Genomic DNA, 22,271 nt, shown 5'->3' on the forward strand with positions numbered 1-22,271 from the left:
AAATCTACAACACATTGTTATAAAACAACTTACACACTTTTTTAGACAGTATAAATTTTATTTTTAGTCATCTCTAAATCCTTGATCACATAAAATTTCGACTTATCCACAGCGGTTTTAGGCAATATAAAATATATTTTTAGCTATATCTAAATAAATTTTTATATTTGGGTAATTGAAAAATGCACCAGTCATGACGCTTACCACAGCTGAGGAGAATTACCTCAAAGCCATCTACCATCTATCAGAGGGCGGAACCAAAAGTGTATCCACAAACGACGTGGCCGCGGAGATGAAAACCAAGCCCGCCTCAGTCTCGGACATGCTCCGCAAACTAGGAGACAAAGCCGTGATCGAGTACAGAAAATACTATGGGGTAAACATCACTGAAGAGGGCAAAAAAAGAGCACTTCAGACCATCCGAAAACATAGGCTTTGGGAAGTGTTTTTGGTGGACAAATTACAGTTTGCATGGGACGAGGTCCATGAGGTGGCAGAAGAGCTGGAACACATTCAATCTCCCCTACTCATCCAGCGTCTTGATGCGTTTTTGAACTATCCGAAATTTGACCCACACGGTGATCCGATTCCCGATGAATATGGTGACGTGAGAGCCAGACCTAGATTGGCTTTGATCGAAATGGACATTGACCAATCTGGCCAGATCGTGGCAGTAAAAGACAGCTCGGCGGCCTTCCTAAAATACCTCGATAAAGTAGGCGCTTACATCGGAGCCCGAATCAAAATATTGGATAAAGTCGAGTTTGATGGATCCATGGAAATTCTCGTGGATCAGAAAAAAACACTCTTCATGTCCAAGGATGTCGCAGCAAATATTCTGGCTATTCAATCATGAGAAATCTCCTCACAGTAGCCCTCCTTTTGTCCCTTTCGTTTTCTTGCAAATTTGAAAGCAAGGAGGAACGCATAAAGCCAAAAATCGTAGCCACTACCAGTATTCTCGCGGATGGCATAAGAAACCTGGTCGGTGACAATGCAGAAGTGGTGGCACTCATGCCGGCCGGTGTAGACCCACATCTTTACAAAGCCTCCGTTCGTGACCTGGATTTGCTTCAGGAGGCTGATTTGGTCGTCTACCACGGGCTTTTCCTGGAGGGAAAAATGACTGAGATTTTTGAAAAGTTAGCTTTCAGCCAAAATCTCATCAATGTATCTGAAACTATTCCAGAAGAACTTCTGATTCGTTCAGGTCCAGAAGCCCACAGTGTTGACCCGCATATATGGTTTGATGTGTCGCTTTGGACCCTAGCTTTATTTCATGCCGCTGATGAAATCATAGCATGGCAACCCGAATGGAAAGCTGAAGTAACCGAAAACGAAAAAATCTACCTAAAGCAATTGGCAGATCTGCATCAACAGAATCTCGCCAAAGTAGCCGAGCTTCGCAAAGCAAACCAAGCCCTGATCACTGCTCATGATGCCTTCTCCTACTTTGGCAAGGCTTACGACCTGGAGGTCTTGGGCCTACAGGGACTGTCCACTTTGAGTGAGCCCGGCCTGAGAGACCTGACCAGCTTGGTTAGCTTTATAGTAGAGCGAAATATCCATGCGGTTTTTGCGGAGCAAACCATCTCCCCAAAAGCCATAGAAGCTGTGGTGGCAGGCTGCGCCAATCAAAACCATGACATTTCTCTTGCAGGTCCACTCTATACCGATAGCCTAGGAGATCCAGATTCATCTGCAGGTACTTATATAGGAATGGTTGAAACCAATGTCAGTATCATTTTCCAAAGTTTAAAGCCATGATCAAACAAGTAGAATCACCAATATTAGAAATTCACGACCTCACAGTCAGCTACGATCAAAGTCCGGTTTTATGGAATGTGGATCTAAGCCTACCCTCGGGAAAACTAATCGGAATTTTAGGTCCCAACGGGGCAGGAAAATCTACACTTATCAAAGCAATCATGGGCCTGGTACCCTTATCAGGTGGCTATGTAAAAGTTTTTGACCGCGAGTTAAACGATGTAAGGAGAAGAATTAGCTATGTGCCCCAGCGGGAATCAGTGGATTGGAATTTTCCTGCATCCGTGCTTGACGTAGTCATGATGGGTACTTATGGCAAACTGGGATTATTTCGCAGGCCTGGCAAAAAGGAAAAGGAAACTGCCATAAGATGCCTGGAAAAAGTAGGCATGCAGGCATTTGTAAACAGGCAGATTTCGGAGCTTTCCGGGGGCCAGCAGCAACGCGTATTTATCGCCAGGGCTTTGGCACAAGAAGCAGACCTTTACTTGATGGATGAGCCATTCGCTGGTGTGGACATGGCGACAGAGACCGCCATTTTTAATCTTTTGCTTGAAATGACCAAAGAAGGAAAAACGGTCATTGTGGTACATCATGACATTCACTCAGCTATGAATTACTTTGATTGGATTATCATGCTAAATCTACACCTGGTGGCCTCCGGTCCTAAGTCTGAAGTGGTCACTGAAGATTTGCTTAGGAAAACCTACGGAGGCAAACTCAACCTACTGACAAAAGTAACGGACATTATCCGACAGAAGGATTTTAACCCATTAAAGAGTTGATATGAGTGATTTCGCTTATTTCTTCACCTTTCAGGACTCCTCTATCGCATTTGTGGTGATAGGGATTACCCTTTTGGGCATTGGTTCAGCATATGTGGGTACCTACAGTTTTCTAGACAAAAAGGCCTTGCTAGGTGACGCCATTTCCCATGCTGTACTTCCTGGGATTTGTTTGGGATTTATGCTGGCTGGTGAAAAGAATCCCCTGTATATCGTGACGGGTGCATTCCTATCTGGTGCCCTGGCTACCTTCCTTACCTCTTGGCTCAAAAGCAAAACCCGGTTGAGTGACGACGCAATCATTGCATCCATCCTATCCATATTCTTTGGGTTTGGGGTGGTATTGCTAACCGTCATCCAAAAATCCGGAAATCCAGAAATGGCAGGACTCAACCAATTTATCTTCGGAAATGCGATTGCCATACTTGAGGAAGACCTTTATCTGTATGGAGGCCTGGCGATTTTGATCATTATCACACTCAGCCTTTTTCGCAAGGAATTTAATATGCTCGTATTCAATCCTGATTTTGGATCGGCTCTGGGCTACCCCATGACCAGCATTCGTCTAGTATTCAATGTACTGATGATACTTTCCGTAGTAATCGGAATTCAGGCAATCGGCGTGGTATTAATGGCCGCCTTGCTCATCACACCTGGAGCAGCGGCTAGATTTTGGACCAATAAGCTAGGCCCACTGCTTATCTTGGCTGGTACATTTTCGGCTATCTCGGGTATCATTGGCACCTACATTTCCTTTGTGATCCCCCAGATGCCCACCGGCCCATGGGTGGTCGTCAGCCTATCCCTTCTCGCATTGATTTCTTTTCTTTTGGCTCCCAAAACCGGAGTGCTTTCCAGATACCTAGCCCGGAGAAAATATTTAAAATCCACCTTGCGGGATCATCTGCTGAAGTTTATTTTTCATGCCCAGGAAGAAGGTAAAGGAGATTTGACCATAGAAGAAATCTATGGCTCCTTTTCGCATAAAAAGCAGGAAACCAGACGTGCTATTAATAATTTAAAACATAGTGGTCTAGTAACTATGAATCAGAATATTATAAATTTCACTTCAGCAGGTAAATCAGAGGCAAAGCGAATAGTCAGGCTACACCGACTCTGGGAACTTTACCTCAACGAGTACATGAATATCGCTCCAGATCACGTCCACGATTCCGCCGAAAAACTAGAGCATATACTGACTCCGGAATTGGAGGAATTGCTGGAAAGCAGATTGAATTATCCTAAACTTGACCCTCACCAAGAGGCCATTCCCCGCGACAACGATGAGCTTTGACCAAAATGCCTTTCTGATCATATTCACCGCATCTCTCATTTCCATTTCGTGCGGATTGCTAGGTGTATTTATGATGCTGCGCAAAATGTCCATGACCGGAGACGCCATTAGCCATGCTGTGCTACCCGGGATTGTCATCGGTTTTTTTGTATCCGGCAGTCAAAGAGGCCTGGAAGTGATTATAGGAGCAGGAATACTCGGTATCATCGCGACCTTGATTATCAATTGGCTAAAGACAAAAGCAAAAGTTCAACTGGATGCATCCATAGGAATCACCTTTACCCTACTCTTTGCGATAGGAATAATCTTGATCAATCTTCTTGCTTACAAGGTAGATCTGGATCAGGAATGTGTGCTATATGGAGAAATCGCATATCTTCCTATAGATCTCTGGATCACCGATGCAGGCTTTAGCATGGGGCCCAGAATCACCTATTTAGCTATTCTCAATTTACTTTTAGTAAGTACCTTTATATTTCTGTTATACAAAGAGTTAAAGCTAACAAGTTTCGATGAAAGTTTTGGAATGGTGATAGGTCTTCCGGCTGGGGCGATTAACTTAGCTTTGATGAGTATGGTATCCTATACCACAGTAAGTAGCTTCGAAGCTGTAGGCGCCATTTTGGTGGTCGCGCTATTGGTGGTACCTCCTGCTACTGCCTTTCTCTGGACCAAAAAATTAATACCCTTAATCAAACTTACCTGTGGATTGGGTATTTTTATCTCCATTACAGGATATTATTTGGCATATTTGGTGGATAGTTCTATCGCTGGTATGATGGTTACGGTGGGCGGCCTACTCTTTCTTGGCAGTGCATTTGTGCAATATGTATTGCCCAAGCTGGGAGTCGGAACTTCCCTCCCGGTGAATCCGTTGGAGAGATGAAAATTATGAGCATGAAAAAAATACTGATTCTGGGTCTTTTGCTGTGTACAGTGAACTTTGCGAAAGCACAGGAAAAAATCGAGTGGTTAAAGTTTGAAGAGGCGGTGGCTGCCACGGAAGCCAATCCAAAAATGCTATTGGTGGATGTGTACACGGACTGGTGTGGCTGGTGCAAAAAAATGGATAAGGAGACATTTACAGATCCAGCAGTTATCCAATATATCAACGAGCGTTTCTATGCGGTAAAAATGAATGCTGAGGATACCAAACGGACTTTTGACTTTAAAGGCAAGGAATATAGTGAAGCCCAAATGGCTGCAACTATGCGTGTGCGATCCTATCCAAACTTTGTCATTATAGATCCTACACTTAAAAACATCACCCAGCTTCCCGGCTACAGACAGCCTGCAGAGTTCCTTGATGGGCTAGGACAAATCATTGAAAATGGATTTGGCGCAAAATGAGTTTTTCTCTTTCTGAACAAAATGACACCATTATCGCGCTGGCTACACCTCAGGGTGTCGGAGCGATCGCAGTAATCAGGCTTTCCGGTAAGGATGCCATTACCCTCACAGATGAGGTTTTTTATGGTAAAAATCTCTCCAAACAGGATTCTCATACCATACATTTCGGGACGATCAGAGATGGGGAAAAGATCATCGATGAAGTGCTGGTGTCCCTTTTCATCGCTCCCAAATCGTTTACCAAAGAAAATGTAGTGGAAATCTCCACACATGGATCTTCCTATATTATCAATCAGGTTCTCAAGTTACTGATACGCAAAGGAGCTAGACCGGCTAAACCTGGAGAATTTACTCAGCGTGCATTCCTGAATGGGCAATTTGATCTGGCGCAAGCTGAAGCCGTTGCCGATTTGATTCATGCCGATTCCGAAACTTCCCATCAAGCTGCACTCAGCCAAATGCGAGGTGGATTTAGCTCTGAAATCCAAGAACTTAGGGGCAAGCTGATTCATTTCGCTTCAATGATAGAATTGGAGCTGGACTTCGGCGAGGAAGATGTGGAATTTGCCAGTAGAGAAGAATTACGTGCGCTTGTAGAGCGCTTACTTCGGGTAGTTGAAGAATTAATTTTGAGCTTTGATCTGGGAAATGTGATCAAAAATGGTGTGCCCACCGTGATCGCCGGAAAGCCAAATGCCGGAAAGTCCACCTTACTCAATGCGCTACTTAATGAGGAAAAAGCTATAGTCTCTGAGATCGCCGGAACTACGCGGGATTTTATTGAGGATGAAATCAATATCGGAGGCGTAATCTTCCGCTTTATCGATACCGCAGGTTTGCGGGAAACAACAGATACCATCGAAGCCATTGGGGTAAGCAGAACCCAAGAGAAAATGAAGTCTGCTTCCTTGATTTTGTACCTCTTTGATCTGACCGATACAGATATGGTAGAGATCAATAGAGATGTAAACAAACTGGAAAATCAAGGTGTTCCTTTTCTTAAAGTAGCCAATAAGATTGACAAATCTAATTCACTATTAATTAACGAGTTAAAAGATAAACACCCTGATACTATTTTTATCTCTGCCGGGAATAAAGAGAATTTAGAAGGACTCAAAATCAAGATACTCGAACTGGTAAACCTGGATAAATTTAAGACTGGCAACACGGTGGTGACCAACGTACGACATTACGATTCACTAGTCAAAACCCGTGAATCCTTATTGGATATTCTCGGTGGTTTAGACAACCAAGTAACCAATGACTTTGTGGCGATGGATATTCGTCGCTCCTTACATTTCTTGGGTGAAATCACAGGGGAAATTACCACGGACGATCTTTTGGAAAATATTTTTCGGAATTTTTGTATCGGTAAATAAATACACTTTTCTTTGATTTCCTTTAGTTTACTTTCTGCTCAATTTCAACATATTAGCACTTTTTTGCTTGACTTTATAATCTTTCATTTATACTTTAGTTCCAACTTGAGTACAACTTTAATACAAAAGGTTGTACAACCGTACAACCAAGGTGGTAAACTAAAGCATCATGAAAATTTCTTTGAAACAGAAGAAACTGAAAAACGGAAACTTGAGTCTATACCTCGAGTATTATAAAGGATCTACCACCAATGAACATGGTAAGCGCGTCCACTTGAGGGATTTTGAGTTTCTGAACATTTACTTGGAAAATCAACCCAAGTCTGCTGTTGAGAAAAAAGAGAATAAAGAAAAGCTTCGGCTGGCTGAAAACATCCTGGCTATTCGGCAATCAGAATACATCCAAGGAAAGTTTGACATCAAAAATCTCAGCAAGTCCAAAAGACCTTTTTTGGATTTTTATAAAGAGAAGATGGAAGAGAAATCCCATTCAGAAAAAAACTACGGGGTCTGGACTTCTGCCTATGTCCATTTAAAGGATTGCATCAGTCCAAATTTTCTTTTTGATGAAGTTGATGACCATTTTTTGAAAAGGGTTAGAAAGCATTTTGACGAGGTGGCTAGAACGAAAAGCAACCTCCCCCTCTCTTTAAATTCCAAATATTCTTATTTCAATAAATTCAAGGCATGCTTGAGAAGCGCATTTAACGAAGGCTATTTGAATATCAATTACGCTGAAAGGGCTAAATCGTTTGAACAAGCAGAAAGCCAACGAGAATACCTAACTTTTTCTGAGCTTCAAAGTTTAATTGACACTCCCTGCAAATATGAGGTATTAAAAAGGGCTTTTATTTTTTCATGCTTGACAGGCCTAAGATGGTCAGATATAAACTCCCTAACCTGGTCAGAAGTCAGAGACGAAGACGATGGTGTTTTCCGGGTCAACTTCCGTCAGCAAAAAACGGATGGAGTCGAATATTTGTACATTTCAAAGCAGGCAAGAGATTTACTCGGGGAACGGCATTCTCCTCGTGACAGAGTTTTTATTGGCTTGAAATATAGCGCAGTGTACAATAATGAAATTGTCCGATGGTGCAACCGAGCCGGGGTATTCAAACATATTACTTTTCACAGTGCCAGGCATACCAACGCTGTCTTACTTCTTGAAAATGGCGCAGATTTGTATACCGTCCAAAAAAGACTCGGACATAAGGAAATTCGAACCACATCTATTTATGCAAAGGTGGTTGACAAAAAAATGAAAGAATCAGCCCTCTTAATTCCTAAGCTCAATTTGGATTTGAAACTTTAAAAATGGAAAAATCAACCACCAAAATTTTTATTTCAACTTTATTAATATTGTTGCCTGTCATTTTTTATACTAGCATCACCCTATATCTCAATTTCACGCTTTTTGTTTGGATAACTGGAATCAGTATGGTTCTCATCCAATTATTTTATATATGGAAGTTAATTAGAAGATATTCAATATGGTATACCGATTACATGTTTGATGAAAAGATGGCCGGATTTCGAAAAAAAGTAGAAAAGCCCAGAATATTTTTTTATTCTATTTTCTGGCCATTGATGTGCGTAAGTACTTTCGTTGTTTGCGTTTCTAATCCAACAGGAACTCTTTGGAAAGATGTTTTGCTTTTTGCACCGTTCGTTTTCCTATTCATCGTTGGTGTTTTGATTCTAGATTTAACATGGAAGAAAAGATTTGAAAATCGGTATATACCTCTGGTAAAAAACACCTTAAATAAAAGCCAAAAGAAATTTAGAACACATTATACATCAGGGCAGTTAGAAAAAATTTTTGATGGATTATTGGAATATGGATTTATCGAATATTTAGACCTTGAGAAACAAAAATCTCATAGAGAGCAATTTGTCGTTTGTTTTGGAAAGGGTACAACTCCATCTACCCCATTATTTGACTTAAATATTCCTGTGATTGATGCGGTTTACTTTTTCGATGAACTAAACAATAAGATTGATGGGCTTTCATATCCTACATTGGCGAAAATTTTTCTCATAAATGGGAAAGCAATAAAACCCGGATCTCTTCGAAGCTCAAAAAGCATTTCAAAAAACTCCAGAAGCAAGTCTGAAATTGAATATCAAATAGACGGTATTTTTTCAAAAATTCATTAACGAAACCCGCTAAAACATTGACAATAGTTAATTTTTATTGTCCTTTCAGGCCTCCTTTATTCTCCTTTGCTGGACAACATCAAAAAAACGCAGCAATGGAAAACGAACAAATCCTACACAAACTCAATCGCATTGAGAAATTTATGTTTGGCCTTAAGGATATCTTGAATCCTGAGGAACTTAGTGAGTATACAGGTTTCAAAGTATCCTACATCTACAAACTAGTAAGCCAATCCAAAATCCCTTATTCCAAGCCTAATAATGGCGCACTTTTCTTCGATCGCAAAAAGATTGATGATTGGCTATTGCAAAATCCAAGTAAATCGGAAGCAGAAATAAGAAAGGAAGCTTTGCAGTACACCAGAAAAAAATAAAGCGAACCCTTTCGAATTCGCTTTTAATAATGTGGAAAGAGTATCTCCGTCTGACAGCGTAAAGATACTGGTTCTGCATTCTTTTTCAAACTCTTAAAGCAGCTCCATGAAAAACAGAAATCCTTTCAAACGATTGGATGATGACTCCAATTCCCCCATGGTAAAGATGATCCGATACTTGCTAAGCAAATATGACTTTATCAACAACGTAGTAGTCTACGAAGTCTTTGCCAGTGAAAAAGAAAAAAACAACTACCTGCGGGTCAATCCCCATACCCTATTGATCGAGGCAAAATCAGCGGGACACAACACATCCCTTGCCGATATCAATTCCTTCTTGAGTAGTGACTTTATTCCGAAGGTAAATCCCTTGGAAGTCTATTTTGAGCACCACAAACAGCACTGGAATCAAGAAAAACATGGTGATTACATAGACCACATCACCAACTATATCCAAGTGCTGGATCAGGAAAGGTTCCAAGTCCAGTTCAAGAAATGGCTAGTCCGTTGCATCGCTTGTAGTCTAGACGACCAATACTTCAACAAGCAGGCCTTGATTTTAGTCCAGGACAAACAAAACAGCGGAAAGTCGACCCTGACAAGATTTCTTACCCCTCCAGATCTCAGCGAATACCAGACCGAAAACATCTCTATTGATAAAGACAGTTTGATTGCGCTATGTCAAAACTTCCTGATAATCCAGGATGAATTGTCAACACTCAACAAACAGGAAATCAATGCTCAAAAAAGCTTGATGAGTCGCTCTTATATCAAAGTCCGACATCCCTATGATAGAAAGCCTACCATGGAACCCCGTAGAGCATCCATTATTGGTTCTACCAACAAGGCGGAAATTCTAACAGACGATACAGGGAGTGTCCGTTGGCTTTGCTTTACCCTGATTGGAATCAACTGGAAGTACAAACAAGAGATTGATATCAACCGAGTCTGGTCTCAGGCATATAGCCTTTACAAAAGCGGTTTTGAATACAATATGACTGCCGAGGAGATCACGGAAAACGAACTGGCCAATAACCAGTTCAGCACAATCACCATGGAGTTTGAGCTAATCCAGAAACACTTTGAGCCAGGAAATAAGAAGGACGAATTCATGACTCCCTCAGACATCATCCAATACCTGAATAAAGCAGAGGGATCACTTCTCAAAATCAGCCGGGAGGAAATCGGAAAAGCCCTGAAAAGACTCGGGTTTGAACGGATTGCCAAAAGAGGCTATGGTGACAAATCCTATCCCGTAAAAGGCTATTATATAAAAACCCCTAATCCACTTACTACCTTACTACAATGAATATATATAATTGATATACTGATAGTTACCTGTAGTAAGGTTAAATCAAACGAGGTTACTACACCTTACTACAAAACCGGAAATGTAGTAACCGTAGTAAGCTTAAAATGCCAATAAAAATGCAACGTGACTACAGATAACACATTGATTTTCTATCGATTAAAGCTAGTGTAGTAACGTAGTAAGCTACTTTGACAATTTTAACTAACAAACTATACCAATCATGAACTGCAAGCAAGCCAATCAAATCAGCATTCTCGAATATCTCGCAGCAATTGGCACCCAATCAGCGAAAAACCTTGGAAGCTATTCCATATACTTCTCTCCTTTCAGGGAAGAAAAAACACCTTCTTTCAAAGTAGATCACAGGAGCAATCTTTGGATCGATTTCGGGAACGACAATGAAGGTGGAACCCTGATCGACCTAGTCTTGAAATTAAACCCTGCATTTTCGATTGAAGATGCCCTGAATCATCTCACACAAAGAAACCTAGAGTCTTTTTCTTTTCAACAGCAAGACAATCACCATGACTTGAAAGCCGGTTCTAAAATCCATGTGTATGCAGTCAAACCAATTGGTACCAACAATGCTATTTCCGAATACATAGAATCTCGCGAGTTAACCTTGTTCGTGGCTCGACAATTCTGCAAGGAAGTGTACTTCGAGGTGGACGGAAAGAAATATTTTGGAGTAGGAATCCAGAATAACAACGGTTGGTCTCTTCGCAACAAATACTGGAAAGGATGCACGGGACAGGGTATCAGTGTTTTTGGAGATCCAAAAGGAAACGGTAATTCAACCTTGGCAATATTCGAAGGGATTTTTGACCTGATGAGTTACTTTCAAAGAAACAATTTACAGGAGATTCCCTCTTGTTTAATGTCACTTAACTCATTGGCAAATACCAAAAAAGCCACCTCCTATTTCGAGCAATTTAAAACTGTGGAGCTATACCTTGATCGGGACGATCAGGGAAAGAAAAATACCAAAGAACTACTAAAGGAACACTCCCATTGCATAGACAAAAGTCTGGACTATACAGGATACAAGGACTATAATGAAATGCTAATTCATGAAGGTCGACTGGGCTTTCTTCGATGAGGGTCGCTTTGCGAAGCAAGCTATGTTTCGGCCAGACCGAAACGCTTGCTTCGCTCCGCTCAGAAATCAAAAACTCACTTCGTTCATTTACCGATATGGCAAGACCTAAGCTACCGCAAAAAGAAAAAAAGAGCATCAAGTTTTCCTTCAAAATGGACGAAGGGGAATATGAGCAATTGGCAAAACTATGTGAATACTCCGACCTCAGCGCTTCCGAAGTGATCAGATCTTGTGTCTTCAAAAACAGACTACCGAAAGCACGTACACCTATTCTGGAAAAGCAAACCTATCTAGAGCTAAAGAAGATCGGAACAAACATCAACCAAATCGCAAAACACTATAATTCAAATATTCCGGTACCATCTGATAAGCTTGCAGCTTTCCAGGCTTTACAAGAAAAACTAAATCTTCTAATCAAACTTCTAGTCAATGATCACTAAGGTATCCATAGGAACTTCTTTCATGGGAGCGTTGAACTACAATTTGCAAAAGCTTTACTCCAAGGACGAGTCCCAAAAAGCTGAGTTACTTGCTACTAATTTTGCTAGCCTCAAGCAACAATCTATCAAGAATGAGCTGCGCTTATTGCAAAGTTTAAATCCCAGATTGAAGCGAAACACCTTTCACACCAGCCTCAATTTTGGCAAGGACGAGGTGATTTCTAATGATAAAATGCTCACCATCGCCGAAGAGTACATAAAGAAAATGGGCTTTGACAATAATGCTTATTTCATCTTCCGGCATCATGACACCGGCCATCCACATTGCCATATTCTAGTGCTACGCAACCGATTTGACGGAACCGTGGTCTCAGACAGCAGGAACTACCAAAGAAGCGACCAAATCGCCAGGGAGTTAGAGATTAAGTATAATCTGGAACAGGTAAAATCAAGCCAAGAATCAAAGGTAAAATCTCCCGACAAGGATGAAATAGAAATGGCTTTGCGGACTGGTAAAGCCTCCCAACGAATAGTACTACAGGAGTTGGTGGGAGCAGCTTTGAAAAAAAGTAACAACATCCCCTCCTTTATTGGCCATCTGGAAAAGAGCGGGGTCTATGTATTATTCAACCAAGCCAGTACAGGCAGAGTATCTGGCATCTCCTACTGCTATGGCGGATTTGTCGCTAAAGGCCAGGCACTGGGAAATCAATTCAAATGGGGACAGGTATCCAAAACACTACACTATGAGCAAGCTAAAGACCTTCAATCAATTGACGAAGCAAACCATCGAACAAGAGCAGCATACCCAAAGGGAGAAAATGACTATTCAGCTGGAAAATCAACAGTTGATCGAATGTCTAATAGAACTGCGAAACTACCAGAATCAAATCTTGAAGAATCAAAAAATTCTTCAAGATCAAATCCGTTCGAATCATCAAATCATAGCTTCGAAACAAGATCCACGAATAAAGAAACTGATTTCGGGAATGATAGAGAACCGGAAAATTTACCGTCAAGTGATCAAGGTAGTACAAATAGCTTTTTTCACGCTCCTAGTGCCATTGCTAGCCTTGGTGACCTGCTTGCTGCTGCTTCGACTACTGGGAATGTAAATGACGACAGCAAAAGGAAAAAGAAGAAGGAAGACAAAAATATAGGCATAGGGCGCTAATAAGTCTACTTTTCATATATGACCATATATCGGTATATATGGATATATGGCCATAGATATATACGTATATATATTTACCCCCCTTCACTGAGATTAGGTGGACACAGGCAAAACCTTCTTTCCGACAGATAAAAATCGTCAGCGAAAATCTCATTCTTGAATTTTTGGACAAATATGGGAAGGCAAAAAAAGAAGATATCGACAAATTACTTTTCGACCTGCTTCCGAATGTTCTGAATGAGCAGCAAAAAAGCAACAAAATCAGAAATCTAATGAACGCCCTTTCTAAGAAGGAACACCAGATCGAAAATACTGGAACAAACAGAAAACCAGTTTGGATAAAAAGTTTATCTAACTAACTGATTAAAAACATTTTTTAGACAAACTTTTAGATAAACTTTACTTATAGGTATTGGGACGAATTAGGAAGTTTTTTTTTTGAAGCACAAGATTTCTTAAAGATAAACTTTAGATAAACTCGGGAAAGAATAGTTATCAGATTAAGAGGTAATATTGCAGGGGTGTGATAAAATAGAACCTATGAAAAAATCAAGAAAAATCACAAAGATGATTTCCCAAGGTTACAAAGAAGCCTTGGCGATGCAAGCTGGGAAAATCAAGTATAAAACCAACAGCTCATTTAGTGAGATGGAAACTGATTTGGAACCAGAAAAAAGTGATGACCTTAAAGATTACCGTTGACAGGTAATAAACTCTAGCTTAACATTTCGGAATGCACATTAGCCGTCTCATAAAAGGTGGGCAAATGGATATTTGAGACCTTGATTAAAGAGATGAGTTTATGAGAATGAAAATTGCGTCTTTTCAGCGGAAGTACCCTTACCAAAATTTGTCTCATAAAACGGTCGTTTTTTAAAACAGATTTTGGTAGCTTAGTCTTCTGGTATTTCCCTGGCATCCAACAAAATTATTACACCATAACAATAATCTTTAAACCTTATCTGGATTATTACGTGTCCTAGAATTCAATTGGATTTATTTTCATTCTCATGTGAAAAGCCTATAATTGTAATAGTGAAGAAATCATTTTCCATAGTTTTAGCATTCTTACTTCTTTTCGCAAACATCGGTTTGGCGAAGAGCAGCCATATATGCATGGGATCTGAGATGTTAAATGCAATTGGCCTTTCAGCAAAAAATTTGGATTGCGGAATGAAACATCAATCGGAATCTCCTTCGAGTGATCAAGGAGATTTAAGCAATGCTGATGAATGCTGCCAAAATAGTTTTGAACTCATTCACAATGACAGTGATCAGAATCTTAAAGTAATAAACCTCGACGCTGCCCAACTTATTTTTGTAGCAGCTTTCACACAAACATTCATTTTTGGAATAGATCCAGTTCCTATAACTGAATATTCCAACGTATTTATTTCTCCCCCTGCGATTGATAAGGACTATACTGTTTTTTTTCAATCTTTCTTGATTTAATCCGGATAGGTAAACTTAGGTCTTACAGACCGCCTTTTTCTATGAGCTCAATTGCTTGTAGCAAAGTTTATCCAGTATTCCATTTTCTTAGGATTATTTCATGCTTAACTCAATTATCAAGTATTTTCTTGAAAACAAATTAGTTACAGTTCTTTTGCTTATCGCTTTGATAGCTTGGGGAATTGTGACAGCTCCCTTCGGTTGGAAAGTAGGTTCTCTTCCATCAGATCCTGTCCCCGTTGATGCCATTCCTGACATTGGCGAAAACCAACAAATTATTTTCACCCAATGGCCAGGTAGATCTCCACAGGATATTGAGGATCAAATCTCCTACCCACTTACTACCTATCTATTAGGAATTCCTGGAGTAAAGTCCATCCGTAGCTCTTCTATTTTCGGCTTTTCCAGCATATACATCATCTTCAATGAAGACACAGAATTCTATTGGTCTAGATCAAGAATCCTGGAAAAACTCAGTTCATTACCTGCAGGATTGCTTCCAGAGGCAGTTCAGCCGGGACTGGGTCCTGACGCCACTGCTCTAGGCCAGGTATATTGGTACACACTGGAAGGAAGAGATGAGCAAGGCAATCCGACCGGAGGATGGGATCTTCACGAGATAAGGACTGTTCAGGACTTCTTTGTTAAGTATGGCTTAAACGCCGTGGAAGGCGTTTCGGAAGTGGCTTCAATCGGTGGATTTGTACAGGAATATCAGGTAGATGTAAATCCCGACGCGCTTAAAGCCTATAATATTCCCTTGATGAAAGTCATGGAGGCAGTTAAGCAATCCAATAGGGACGTAGGTGCCAAAACCATAGAAATCAACCAAGCAGAATATTTAGTGCGCGGTTTGGGCTATATCAAAAAGGTAGAGGACTTAGAAGAGGCGGTGGTTGCCGTGGAACAAAACGTGCCGATCCGGATAAAAGACATTGGCGTGGTAAGCCTAGGACCAGCCAACAGAAGAGGACTTTTAGATAAAGACGGAGCTGAGGTAGTCGGCGGTGTAGTAGTCGCGCGATACGGCTCTAATCCTCTTCAGGTCATCAACAATCTGAAAGAGAAAATCACAGAAATAGCTCCTGGCCTCCCAAAAAAGACCTTAGCCGATGGTCGTATTAGCCAGTTGACCATTGTTCCATTTTACGATAGATCTACACTGATTCAGGAAACCCTAGGCACCTTGGAGGAGGCGCTTTCTTTGGAGATTCTGATTACTATTCTGGTTGTGATTGTGATGGTCTATAACCTGCGAGCATCTATTCTGATTTCAAGCTTATTACCAATTGCAATTCTGATGGTTTTTATAGCGATGCGCTATTTTGGGGTAGATGCAAATATTGTAGCTCTATCTGGAATAGCTATCGCCATCGGTACGATGGTGGATTTGGGGATAATCCTTTCAGAAAACATTATCAAGCACATCGATGAAGCTCCTCCAGAGCAGAAGTTGGTCACGACCATTTACAAAGGATCATCAGAAGTAGCCACTGCAATCCTTACCGCTGTGTCCACCACTATTGTGAGTTTTATTCCGGTTTTCACAATGGAGGCTGCCGAGGGAAAATTATTTGGACCTCTAGCCTATACCAAGACTTTTGCACTTATAGCAGCATTGATCGTTTCCTTGCTTATTCTGCCCATGTTGGCTCATGTGTTCTTTGGTTTCAAAATCAAAAATCAGCGATATAAGCTGCTAGGAAATGGATTATTACTAATTCTAGGAGTAGGCGCACTGATTTACGGCTACACTTGGGCAGGAATTATGTTGTTACTATTTGGCATTATTTCCTTCGCCAAATTATATGTAGAGAAAGAGGCGATAGAAATCCCAAAGCGCATACGCCCTATTTATAACCAACTTGAAATTATTCTGGCAATAGGTGGTGTGGTTTGGTTATTAGCGACGTATTGGTTGCCACTTGGTGCTTCACGTTCTCTATTTTTCAATGTCTTGTTCGTTGCTATTCTTGTGAGTTTGATATTGGGGGCATTTACCTTGCTGGAATACAATTACAAACGTGTATTAACCTGGTGCTTGGATCACAAAGCAATCTTCCTGACTATACCGGCAGTCTTGATTCTCTTTGGAGCTACGGTTTGGCTTGGGTTTAATACCACTTTTGGATTAATCCCAAAGACCACCAATCTGGTTGGCTGGGATATTCAATCCAGTAAGCCTTGGTCTAGTCTAACGCATACTTTCCCAGGTATGCAAAAGGAATTTATGCCTTCCCTGAATGAAGGTAGCTTCCTGCTGATGCCAACCGCCATGCCGCATTCCGGCATTGCTTATAACAGAAAAATCATCGGCCAACTGGATATGCTGCTGACCAATATTCCTGAAGTAGATCTCACGGTCGGAAAACTTGGTAGAGCTGAATCAGCTTTGGATCCGGCACCGATCTCTATGTATGAGAATATCATTAATTATAAACCAGAATATCTTCTCAATGCAAAGGGCCATAAACAGCGGTTTAAAACTGACAAGGAAGACCGATTCATTTTTTCCACGGGAGATACCCTTTCCAACCAAGATGCAATCGCACAAAATAAGCCTGCCAAAAACTTAATTCCTGACGAGGAAGGCATGTATTTCCGAAACTGGCGGGAACACATCAAATCTCCAGATGATATATGGAAAGAAATCATCGCAGTTACCAAAATACCGGGAATCACTTCCGCTCCTAAATTACAACCGATAGAAACCAGATTGGTCATGCTCCAAACAGGTATGCGAGCACCAATGGGTATTAAAGTATATGGGCCTGATCTACAAACTATAGAGGACTTTGGTATTCAACTGGAAAACATCCTGAAGCAAGTTCCATCAGTCAAAGAGGAAGCAGTTTTCGCAGATAGAATCGTGGGAAAACCTTATCTGCATCTAAATATCAACCGAGAAAAAATCGCGCGATTTGGACTGACGATAGAAAATGTGCAGCAAACTATAGAAACGGCTATTGGTGGCATGAACATAACCACTACAGTAGAAGGCAGAGAGCGTTTTCCTGTGCGTGTTCGCTATCCAAGAGAATTGCGCGATGACCCTGAAAGTTTGGCTAAGATCTTTGTTCCAACTCCTACCGGAGCTCAAATCCCTTTAGGGCAACTCGTGGATTTTGAGTACAAACGTGGCCCTCAAGCCATCAAAAGCGAGGAGACTTTCTTGGTCGGTTATGTGCTTTTTGACAAAAGAGACGGGGATTCTGAGGTGACTGTGGTTGAAGATGCACGACAGTTGATCCAAAGCAAAATTGATTCAGGGGAGCTGGATGTGCCCGCAGGAATCACCTACAAGTTTTCTGGTAGTTATGAAAATCAGGTTCGTGCTGAGAAACGGCTGAGTATCATCGTTCCGGCAGTATTGGCTATTATCTTTTTGATTCTGTATTTCCAATTCAAATCAGTCACTACTTCCCTGATGGTATTCACTGGAATAGCCATGGCATTCAGTGGTGCATTTATCACACTTTGGTTTTATGGACAAGGATGGTTTGCTGATTTTGATCTCTTCGGTACCAATATGCGAGACCTGTTCCAAGTTCACCAGATAAATCTAAGTGTAGCAGTCTGGGTGGGATTCATTGCACTATTTGGTATTGCCACTGATGATGGAGTGTTAATGGCCACATATCTGGATCAAAGTTTTGAACGAAATAAAACTGATACTCCACAAGGGATACGAATGGCTATTGTGGAAGCTGGTCAGCGAAGAATCAAGCCCGCCGTGATGACTTCAGCTACCACAATCATTGCATTGCTTCCGATTTTAACCTCTTCTGGAAGGGGATCGGACATCATGATTCCTATGGCTATTCCAGCCTTTGGAGGAATGATCGTAGCGGCTATCACCTACTTTATTGTACCAGTTCTTTACTCCATTCGAGAAGAACGAAAACTTAAAAAAAGCTGAAAATGAGAACTTTCACACTTTCCTTTCTTTTGCTCCTGGGGATGAGTTTCTCAGCTGCTTCGCAAAGCTTTGAAGACTATTTTCTAGTGGCCGCCGAAAACAATCCGGGGCTTCAAGCCAAATACAAGGCATTCGAAGCTGCCATGGAAAAAATATCACAATTTGGGTCATTACAAGATCCTAATCTGTCATTTGGATATTTTGTATCACCAGTGGAAACCCGTGTGGGCCCGCAACAAGCCCGTTTTTCCTTAACTCAGATGTTCCCTTGGTTTGGCACCTTACGTGCACAAGAAGATGTAGCATCCTTAATGGCTGAAGCGAAGTATCAGGAATTCTTGGATGCTAAAAACCAGCTATACAATCAATTGGCGGCAGTCTATTATCCCCTGCTTGAGACCCACGAGTTAATAGCTATTGAGGAAGAAAATCTGAGAATTTTAGAAACCTACTATTCACTTGCTACTTCCAAATTAGAAAATGGACAAGGTTCGCTAGCCGATGCACTACGAGTAGATATCATGATTCAGGCATCCAAGACGAACGTAGAGGTGCTTAAGATGAAAATAAAAGGAAGCAATTCCTGGTTCAATTCCCTCCTTGCCAAGTCTCATGATTCTCCAGTAGAGATCTCAGAAAAGCTGGAAATATCGGCTGCTGACAGGATGATTTCTCCTGATTCTATTCACACAAATCCATTGCTGGAGAGCGTTGATCTGAAAATTCAAGCCAGTGAAGCCTCTGTGCTGGTTGCCCAAAAACAAGGAATGCCAAAGCTGGGAGCTGGAGTGGATTATGTCCTGGTCGGAGAAAGAACAGATGTCGTTATGGCGGACAATGGCAAGAATGTCTTGATGCCTATGATCACGATGAGTCTTCCGATTTTCAGAGCAAAATACAAGGGAGCTCAGAAGGAGGCAGAACTAATGCAGGAATCTTACAAACTGGAAAAGGAAGAGCTGAGCAACAAGCTCTATGGCTCCTATTACCGCTATTCTTCCGATATGCAAATCCAGGAAGATTTGATCAGCCTCTATGACAAGCAAGTGGTGACTTCGGAACAAACGTTAGAGTTGCTTTACAATGGCTACAGCAATTCTGGAAGAGACTTCGAAGAGGTATTGAGAGTACAACAACAATTACTTGAATTCCAAAAAATGAAATTAAAAGCCATGGTGACTTACAAGACTTCCCTGGCACAAATCAATTATCTAACCGCTAAAACCTACTAATTATGAAAAGCAAAAGCTATGTAAAATTCGCAGCAATGATGGCAGTTTCATTCGTCATTATGTATGCAGTCATGTTTTTGAATGCAGATCTTTTCGAGCATGTCATGCTCAGCACCACCAGAACCTACATGACCATTTTGATGGTGGCTCCCATGGCCATCTCTATGATGTTATTTATGTGGGGGATGTACGAAAACAAAAAAGCCAATTACATCATCCTAGGCTCCGCGCTGATCATCTTCATAGGCACATTGACTATGCTAAGAAATCAGACTTTGATCGCAGATGTGCAGTGGATGAAAGCAATGATCCCACATCACTCTTCAGCAATCATGGTTAGCCAAAAAGCGAATCTTCAAGATCCAGAGGCTCAGAAACTGGCGCAAGATATCATTGAGGCTCAAAAGCGTGAAATAGCCCAGATGCAGGATATGATCAAAAGACTAGAGGCTGAAAAATAGAATTACTATGGATCATTCAAATCACAGCAGTACGCAACATGCCTCTCCACATAAGAGAAAGCATGAAAGGAATGGAAGGACATGATCACAGCATACATCATATGCATATGATCGAAGATTTCAAAAAACGATTTTGGATTTCATTAGTGATCACCTTACCAATAGTAGTCCTTGCACCGATGATTCAGAGCCTTGTAGGGTATGAATTCAGATTTGACGGTGATAGATACCTACAGTTTGCACTTTCATCAATAGTCTTTTTTTACGGTGGCTGGCCTTTCTTAATCGGCATGGTCGATGAATTGAAAAAGAGGAAACCAGGTATGATGACCCTGGTAGCATTGGCTATTTCGGTAGCCTACTTCTATAGCTCCGCAGTGGTATTTGGCTTATCAGGAAAAATGTTCTTTTGGGAGCTCGTCAGTTTAATCGACATCATGTTGGTGGGGCATTGGATAGAAATGAAATCTGTTATGGGCGCATCAAATGCCTTGCAAGAACTTGCAAAGATGATGCCCTCCGAAGCAAGGAGAATTAAGGACAATGGAGAATCCGAAGATGTACCCATTGCAGAGCTAAAGTCTGGAGACACCATTCTGGTGAGGCCAGGTGAGAAAATCCCAGCTGACGGACAGGTTCTCGAAGGAAGCAGTCATGTAAATGAATCCATGCTTACCGGGGAGTCCAAGCCTGTAGCAAAGCAAAAAGACGATGAAGTAATAGGTGGGTCAGTCAACGACAACGGTGCACTGAAAATCAAGGTGAAGCATACCGGTGAAGACTCCTATTTGTCCAAGGTAATCGGATTGGTGACAGAAGCACAGAAAACTAAGTCTAACACTCAAAATCTGGCTGACAAGGCAGCGGGGTGGTTGTTTTACATCGCTTTGGCAGCAGGGATTATCACACTGGTCGTTTGGTTGGGTTTGGGCAAAGACTTCAATTATGCGCTAGAGCGAATGGTAACTGTCATGATCATCTCCTGTCCCCACGCATTGGGACTGGCAGTACCATTGGTCGTTGCGATTTCCACCTCCGTATCGGCCAAGCATGGCTTATTGATTCGAAACAGGACAGCTTTTGAAAACTCTAGAAAACTGACCACCATCATATTTGATAAGACTGGAACCTTGACCAAAGGGGAATTTGGAGTGACTCGATTCAAAAGTGTAAATGCAGAAACTGACGATCAAGAATTACTTGCCATCGCAGCTGCTCTTGAAAATAATTCTGAGCATCCTATAGCTGCTGGAATAGTTAGGAAATCCAAAGAACTAGATCTGAAACTTGACAAGGCTGAAAACTTCCAGAATATCACTGGAATGGGTATAGAAGCTAATCTCAATGAAAAAGAAATCAGCATTTTAAGCCCTGGAGGATTAAAACAAAAAGGAATCGAACAACCAGAAAGAGCTTTTAAAACAGAAGACGAAACTGTGGTTTTTGTTCTTTCGGATGAAAAACTAATCGGCTTCATCGCATTGGCAGATGAAATTCGAGAGGAATCCAATGAGGCAATAGATACCCTCAAAAAGCAAGGGATAAAAGTTCTTATGGCAACAGGGGACAATGAAATAGTTGCAAAGGCTGTAAGTGAAACACTCGGGCTGGACGGCTATTATTCTGAAGTAATGCCAGAAGACAAGCAGAAGATAATCAAAGGATTACAGGGGAAAGGTGAATTCGTCGCAATGACGGGGGATGGAGTGAATGATGCACCTGCTTTGGCTCAGGCAGATGTGGGAATCGCAGTGGGCTCTGGAACCGACGTAGCAGCTGAAACAGCTGATATTATTTTGGTTAACAGTAACCCAAAAGACATTGCCAATTTAATCCTTTTCGGGACGGCCACTTACAGAAAAATGATGCAGAATATCTGGTGGGCGGCAGGCTACAATATCGTGGCAGTACCTCTGGCTGCAGGAGTATTGGCAGGTGCAGGAATTATTCTTAGCCCAGCAATCGGTGCCGCTTTGATGAGCCTCAGTACTGTGATCGTAGCACTTAACGCACAATTACTAAAAAGACAAATTAAATCCTAAATGAACGTGCTTTGATTATAACTCCCTATGAGCA

The 22,271-nt window shown here is 41.4% G+C and carries 20 protein-coding genes; all 20 read left to right on the forward strand.

The window, feature by feature from the left end:
* Positions 1–193 precede the first annotated feature (193 nt).
* On the forward strand, positions 194–856 hold the full coding sequence (locus PBT90_RS09020; RefSeq protein WP_264810071.1) for a metal-dependent transcriptional regulator: 663 nt from the start codon (positions 194–196) through the stop codon (positions 854–856).
* Positions 853–1,767, forward strand: coding sequence for a metal ABC transporter solute-binding protein, Zn/Mn family (locus tag PBT90_RS09025; RefSeq protein ID WP_264810072.1), 915 nt, complete (start codon positions 853–855; stop codon positions 1,765–1,767). Before PBT90_RS09020 ends, PBT90_RS09025 begins: the two co-directional genes overlap by 4 nt.
* Positions 1,764–2,552: a metal ABC transporter ATP-binding protein gene (locus PBT90_RS09030; protein ID WP_264810073.1), complete on the forward strand. Its 789-nt coding sequence runs from the start codon at positions 1,764–1,766 to the stop codon at positions 2,550–2,552. The genes PBT90_RS09025 and PBT90_RS09030 overlap by 4 nt, the downstream gene beginning before the upstream one ends.
* A gap of 1 nt (position 2,553) precedes the next feature.
* Positions 2,554–3,846, forward strand: coding sequence for a metal ABC transporter permease (locus PBT90_RS09035; protein ID WP_264810074.1), 1,293 nt, complete (start codon positions 2,554–2,556; stop codon positions 3,844–3,846).
* A complete protein-coding gene (locus PBT90_RS09040; RefSeq protein WP_264810075.1) occupies positions 3,836–4,732 on the forward strand; it encodes a metal ABC transporter permease in 897 nt (298 codons plus the stop codon). Before PBT90_RS09035 ends, PBT90_RS09040 begins: the two co-directional genes overlap by 11 nt.
* Before the next feature lie 11 nt (positions 4,733–4,743).
* A complete protein-coding gene (locus PBT90_RS09045) occupies positions 4,744–5,196 on the forward strand; it encodes a thioredoxin family protein (RefSeq protein ID WP_264810076.1) in 453 nt (150 codons plus the stop codon).
* Positions 5,193–6,575, forward strand: coding sequence for a tRNA uridine-5-carboxymethylaminomethyl(34) synthesis GTPase MnmE (mnmE, locus tag PBT90_RS09050; protein ID WP_264810077.1), 1,383 nt, complete (start codon positions 5,193–5,195; stop codon positions 6,573–6,575). Before PBT90_RS09045 ends, mnmE begins: the two co-directional genes overlap by 4 nt.
* Before the next feature lie 169 nt (positions 6,576–6,744).
* Positions 6,745–7,887, forward strand: coding sequence for a tyrosine-type recombinase/integrase (locus PBT90_RS09055; protein WP_264810078.1), 1,143 nt, complete (start codon positions 6,745–6,747; stop codon positions 7,885–7,887).
* Positions 7,888–7,889: 2 nt separating this feature from the next.
* Positions 7,890–8,732, forward strand: coding sequence for a hypothetical protein (locus PBT90_RS09060; RefSeq protein WP_264810079.1), 843 nt, complete (start codon positions 7,890–7,892; stop codon positions 8,730–8,732).
* A gap of 17 nt (positions 8,733–8,749) precedes the next feature.
* The gene (locus tag PBT90_RS09065; RefSeq protein WP_270132833.1) at positions 8,750–9,106 is read left to right on the forward strand and encodes a helix-turn-helix transcriptional regulator; all 357 of its coding nucleotides are present in this window, start codon (positions 8,750–8,752) and stop codon (positions 9,104–9,106) included.
* A 106-nt stretch (positions 9,107–9,212) separates the two neighbouring features.
* Positions 9,213–10,415 (forward strand): VapE domain-containing protein, encoded by a 1,203-nt coding sequence (locus PBT90_RS09070; RefSeq protein ID WP_270132835.1) that lies wholly within the window; start codon positions 9,213–9,215, stop codon positions 10,413–10,415.
* 223 nt (positions 10,416–10,638) lie between these two features.
* Positions 10,639–11,517 (forward strand): toprim domain-containing protein, encoded by an 879-nt coding sequence (locus tag PBT90_RS09075; RefSeq protein ID WP_264810082.1) that lies wholly within the window; start codon positions 10,639–10,641, stop codon positions 11,515–11,517.
* Between the two features lie 95 nt (positions 11,518–11,612).
* Positions 11,613–11,957, forward strand: a complete 345-nt coding sequence (locus PBT90_RS09080; RefSeq protein ID WP_264810083.1) for a MobC family plasmid mobilization relaxosome protein — start codon at positions 11,613–11,615, stop codon at positions 11,955–11,957.
* Positions 11,947–13,131: a relaxase/mobilization nuclease domain-containing protein gene (locus PBT90_RS09085; protein WP_264810084.1), complete on the forward strand. Its 1,185-nt coding sequence runs from the start codon at positions 11,947–11,949 to the stop codon at positions 13,129–13,131. The genes PBT90_RS09080 and PBT90_RS09085 overlap by 11 nt, the downstream gene beginning before the upstream one ends.
* Before the next feature lie 540 nt (positions 13,132–13,671).
* Positions 13,672–13,833 (forward strand): hypothetical protein, encoded by a 162-nt coding sequence (locus tag PBT90_RS09090; RefSeq protein ID WP_264810085.1) that lies wholly within the window; start codon positions 13,672–13,674, stop codon positions 13,831–13,833.
* A gap of 333 nt (positions 13,834–14,166) precedes the next feature.
* Entirely contained in the window at positions 14,167–14,583 is a 417-nt protein-coding gene (locus tag PBT90_RS09095; RefSeq protein ID WP_264810086.1) for an HYC_CC_PP family protein, read from the forward strand.
* A gap of 100 nt (positions 14,584–14,683) precedes the next feature.
* Complete coding sequence (locus PBT90_RS09100) at positions 14,684–18,502, forward strand: efflux RND transporter permease subunit (protein ID WP_264810087.1); 3,819 nt, start codon at positions 14,684–14,686, stop codon at positions 18,500–18,502.
* Between the two features lie 2 nt (positions 18,503–18,504).
* Entirely contained in the window at positions 18,505–19,734 is a 1,230-nt protein-coding gene (locus tag PBT90_RS09105; RefSeq protein ID WP_264810088.1) for a TolC family protein, read from the forward strand.
* Positions 19,735–19,736: 2 nt separating this feature from the next.
* A complete protein-coding gene (locus PBT90_RS09110; protein ID WP_264810089.1) occupies positions 19,737–20,195 on the forward strand; it encodes a DUF305 domain-containing protein in 459 nt (152 codons plus the stop codon).
* 38 nt (positions 20,196–20,233) lie between these two features.
* The gene (locus PBT90_RS09115) at positions 20,234–22,237 is read left to right on the forward strand and encodes a copper-translocating P-type ATPase (RefSeq protein ID WP_270132842.1); all 2,004 of its coding nucleotides are present in this window, start codon (positions 20,234–20,236) and stop codon (positions 22,235–22,237) included.
* The last annotated feature ends 34 nt before the right edge of the window (positions 22,238–22,271 follow it).

The sequence above is a fragment of the Algoriphagus sp. TR-M9 genome (genome assembly GCF_027594545.1).
Taxonomy (GTDB): domain Bacteria; phylum Bacteroidota; class Bacteroidia; order Cytophagales; family Cyclobacteriaceae; genus Algoriphagus; species Algoriphagus halophytocola.

Coding starts and splice junctions, on each gene's coding strand:
- PBT90_RS09020 (WP_264810071.1), top strand. CDS start 194: ATGACGCTTACCACAGCTGAGGAGAATTACCTCAAAGCCATCTACCAT.
- PBT90_RS09025 (WP_264810072.1), top strand. CDS start 853: ATGAGAAATCTCCTCACAGTAGCCCTCCTTTTGTCCCTTTCGTTTTCT.
- PBT90_RS09030 (WP_264810073.1), top strand. CDS start 1,764: ATGATCAAACAAGTAGAATCACCAATATTAGAAATTCACGACCTCACA.
- PBT90_RS09035 (WP_264810074.1), top strand. CDS start 2,554: ATGAGTGATTTCGCTTATTTCTTCACCTTTCAGGACTCCTCTATCGCA.
- PBT90_RS09040 (WP_264810075.1), top strand. CDS start 3,836: ATGAGCTTTGACCAAAATGCCTTTCTGATCATATTCACCGCATCTCTC.
- PBT90_RS09045 (WP_264810076.1), top strand. CDS start 4,744: ATGAAAAAAATACTGATTCTGGGTCTTTTGCTGTGTACAGTGAACTTT.
- mnmE (WP_264810077.1), top strand. CDS start 5,193: ATGAGTTTTTCTCTTTCTGAACAAAATGACACCATTATCGCGCTGGCT.
- PBT90_RS09055 (WP_264810078.1), top strand. CDS start 6,745: ATGAAAATTTCTTTGAAACAGAAGAAACTGAAAAACGGAAACTTGAGT.
- PBT90_RS09060 (WP_264810079.1), top strand. CDS start 7,890: ATGGAAAAATCAACCACCAAAATTTTTATTTCAACTTTATTAATATTG.
- PBT90_RS09070 (WP_270132835.1), top strand. CDS start 9,213: ATGAAAAACAGAAATCCTTTCAAACGATTGGATGATGACTCCAATTCC.
- PBT90_RS09075 (WP_264810082.1), top strand. CDS start 10,639: ATGAACTGCAAGCAAGCCAATCAAATCAGCATTCTCGAATATCTCGCA.
- PBT90_RS09080 (WP_264810083.1), top strand. CDS start 11,613: ATGGCAAGACCTAAGCTACCGCAAAAAGAAAAAAAGAGCATCAAGTTT.
- PBT90_RS09085 (WP_264810084.1), top strand. CDS start 11,947: ATGATCACTAAGGTATCCATAGGAACTTCTTTCATGGGAGCGTTGAAC.
- PBT90_RS09090 (WP_264810085.1), top strand. CDS start 13,672: ATGAAAAAATCAAGAAAAATCACAAAGATGATTTCCCAAGGTTACAAA.
- PBT90_RS09100 (WP_264810087.1), top strand. CDS start 14,684: ATGCTTAACTCAATTATCAAGTATTTTCTTGAAAACAAATTAGTTACA.
- PBT90_RS09105 (WP_264810088.1), top strand. CDS start 18,505: ATGAGAACTTTCACACTTTCCTTTCTTTTGCTCCTGGGGATGAGTTTC.
- PBT90_RS09110 (WP_264810089.1), top strand. CDS start 19,737: ATGAAAAGCAAAAGCTATGTAAAATTCGCAGCAATGATGGCAGTTTCA.
- PBT90_RS09115 (WP_270132842.1), top strand. CDS start 20,234: ATGCCTCTCCACATAAGAGAAAGCATGAAAGGAATGGAAGGACATGAT.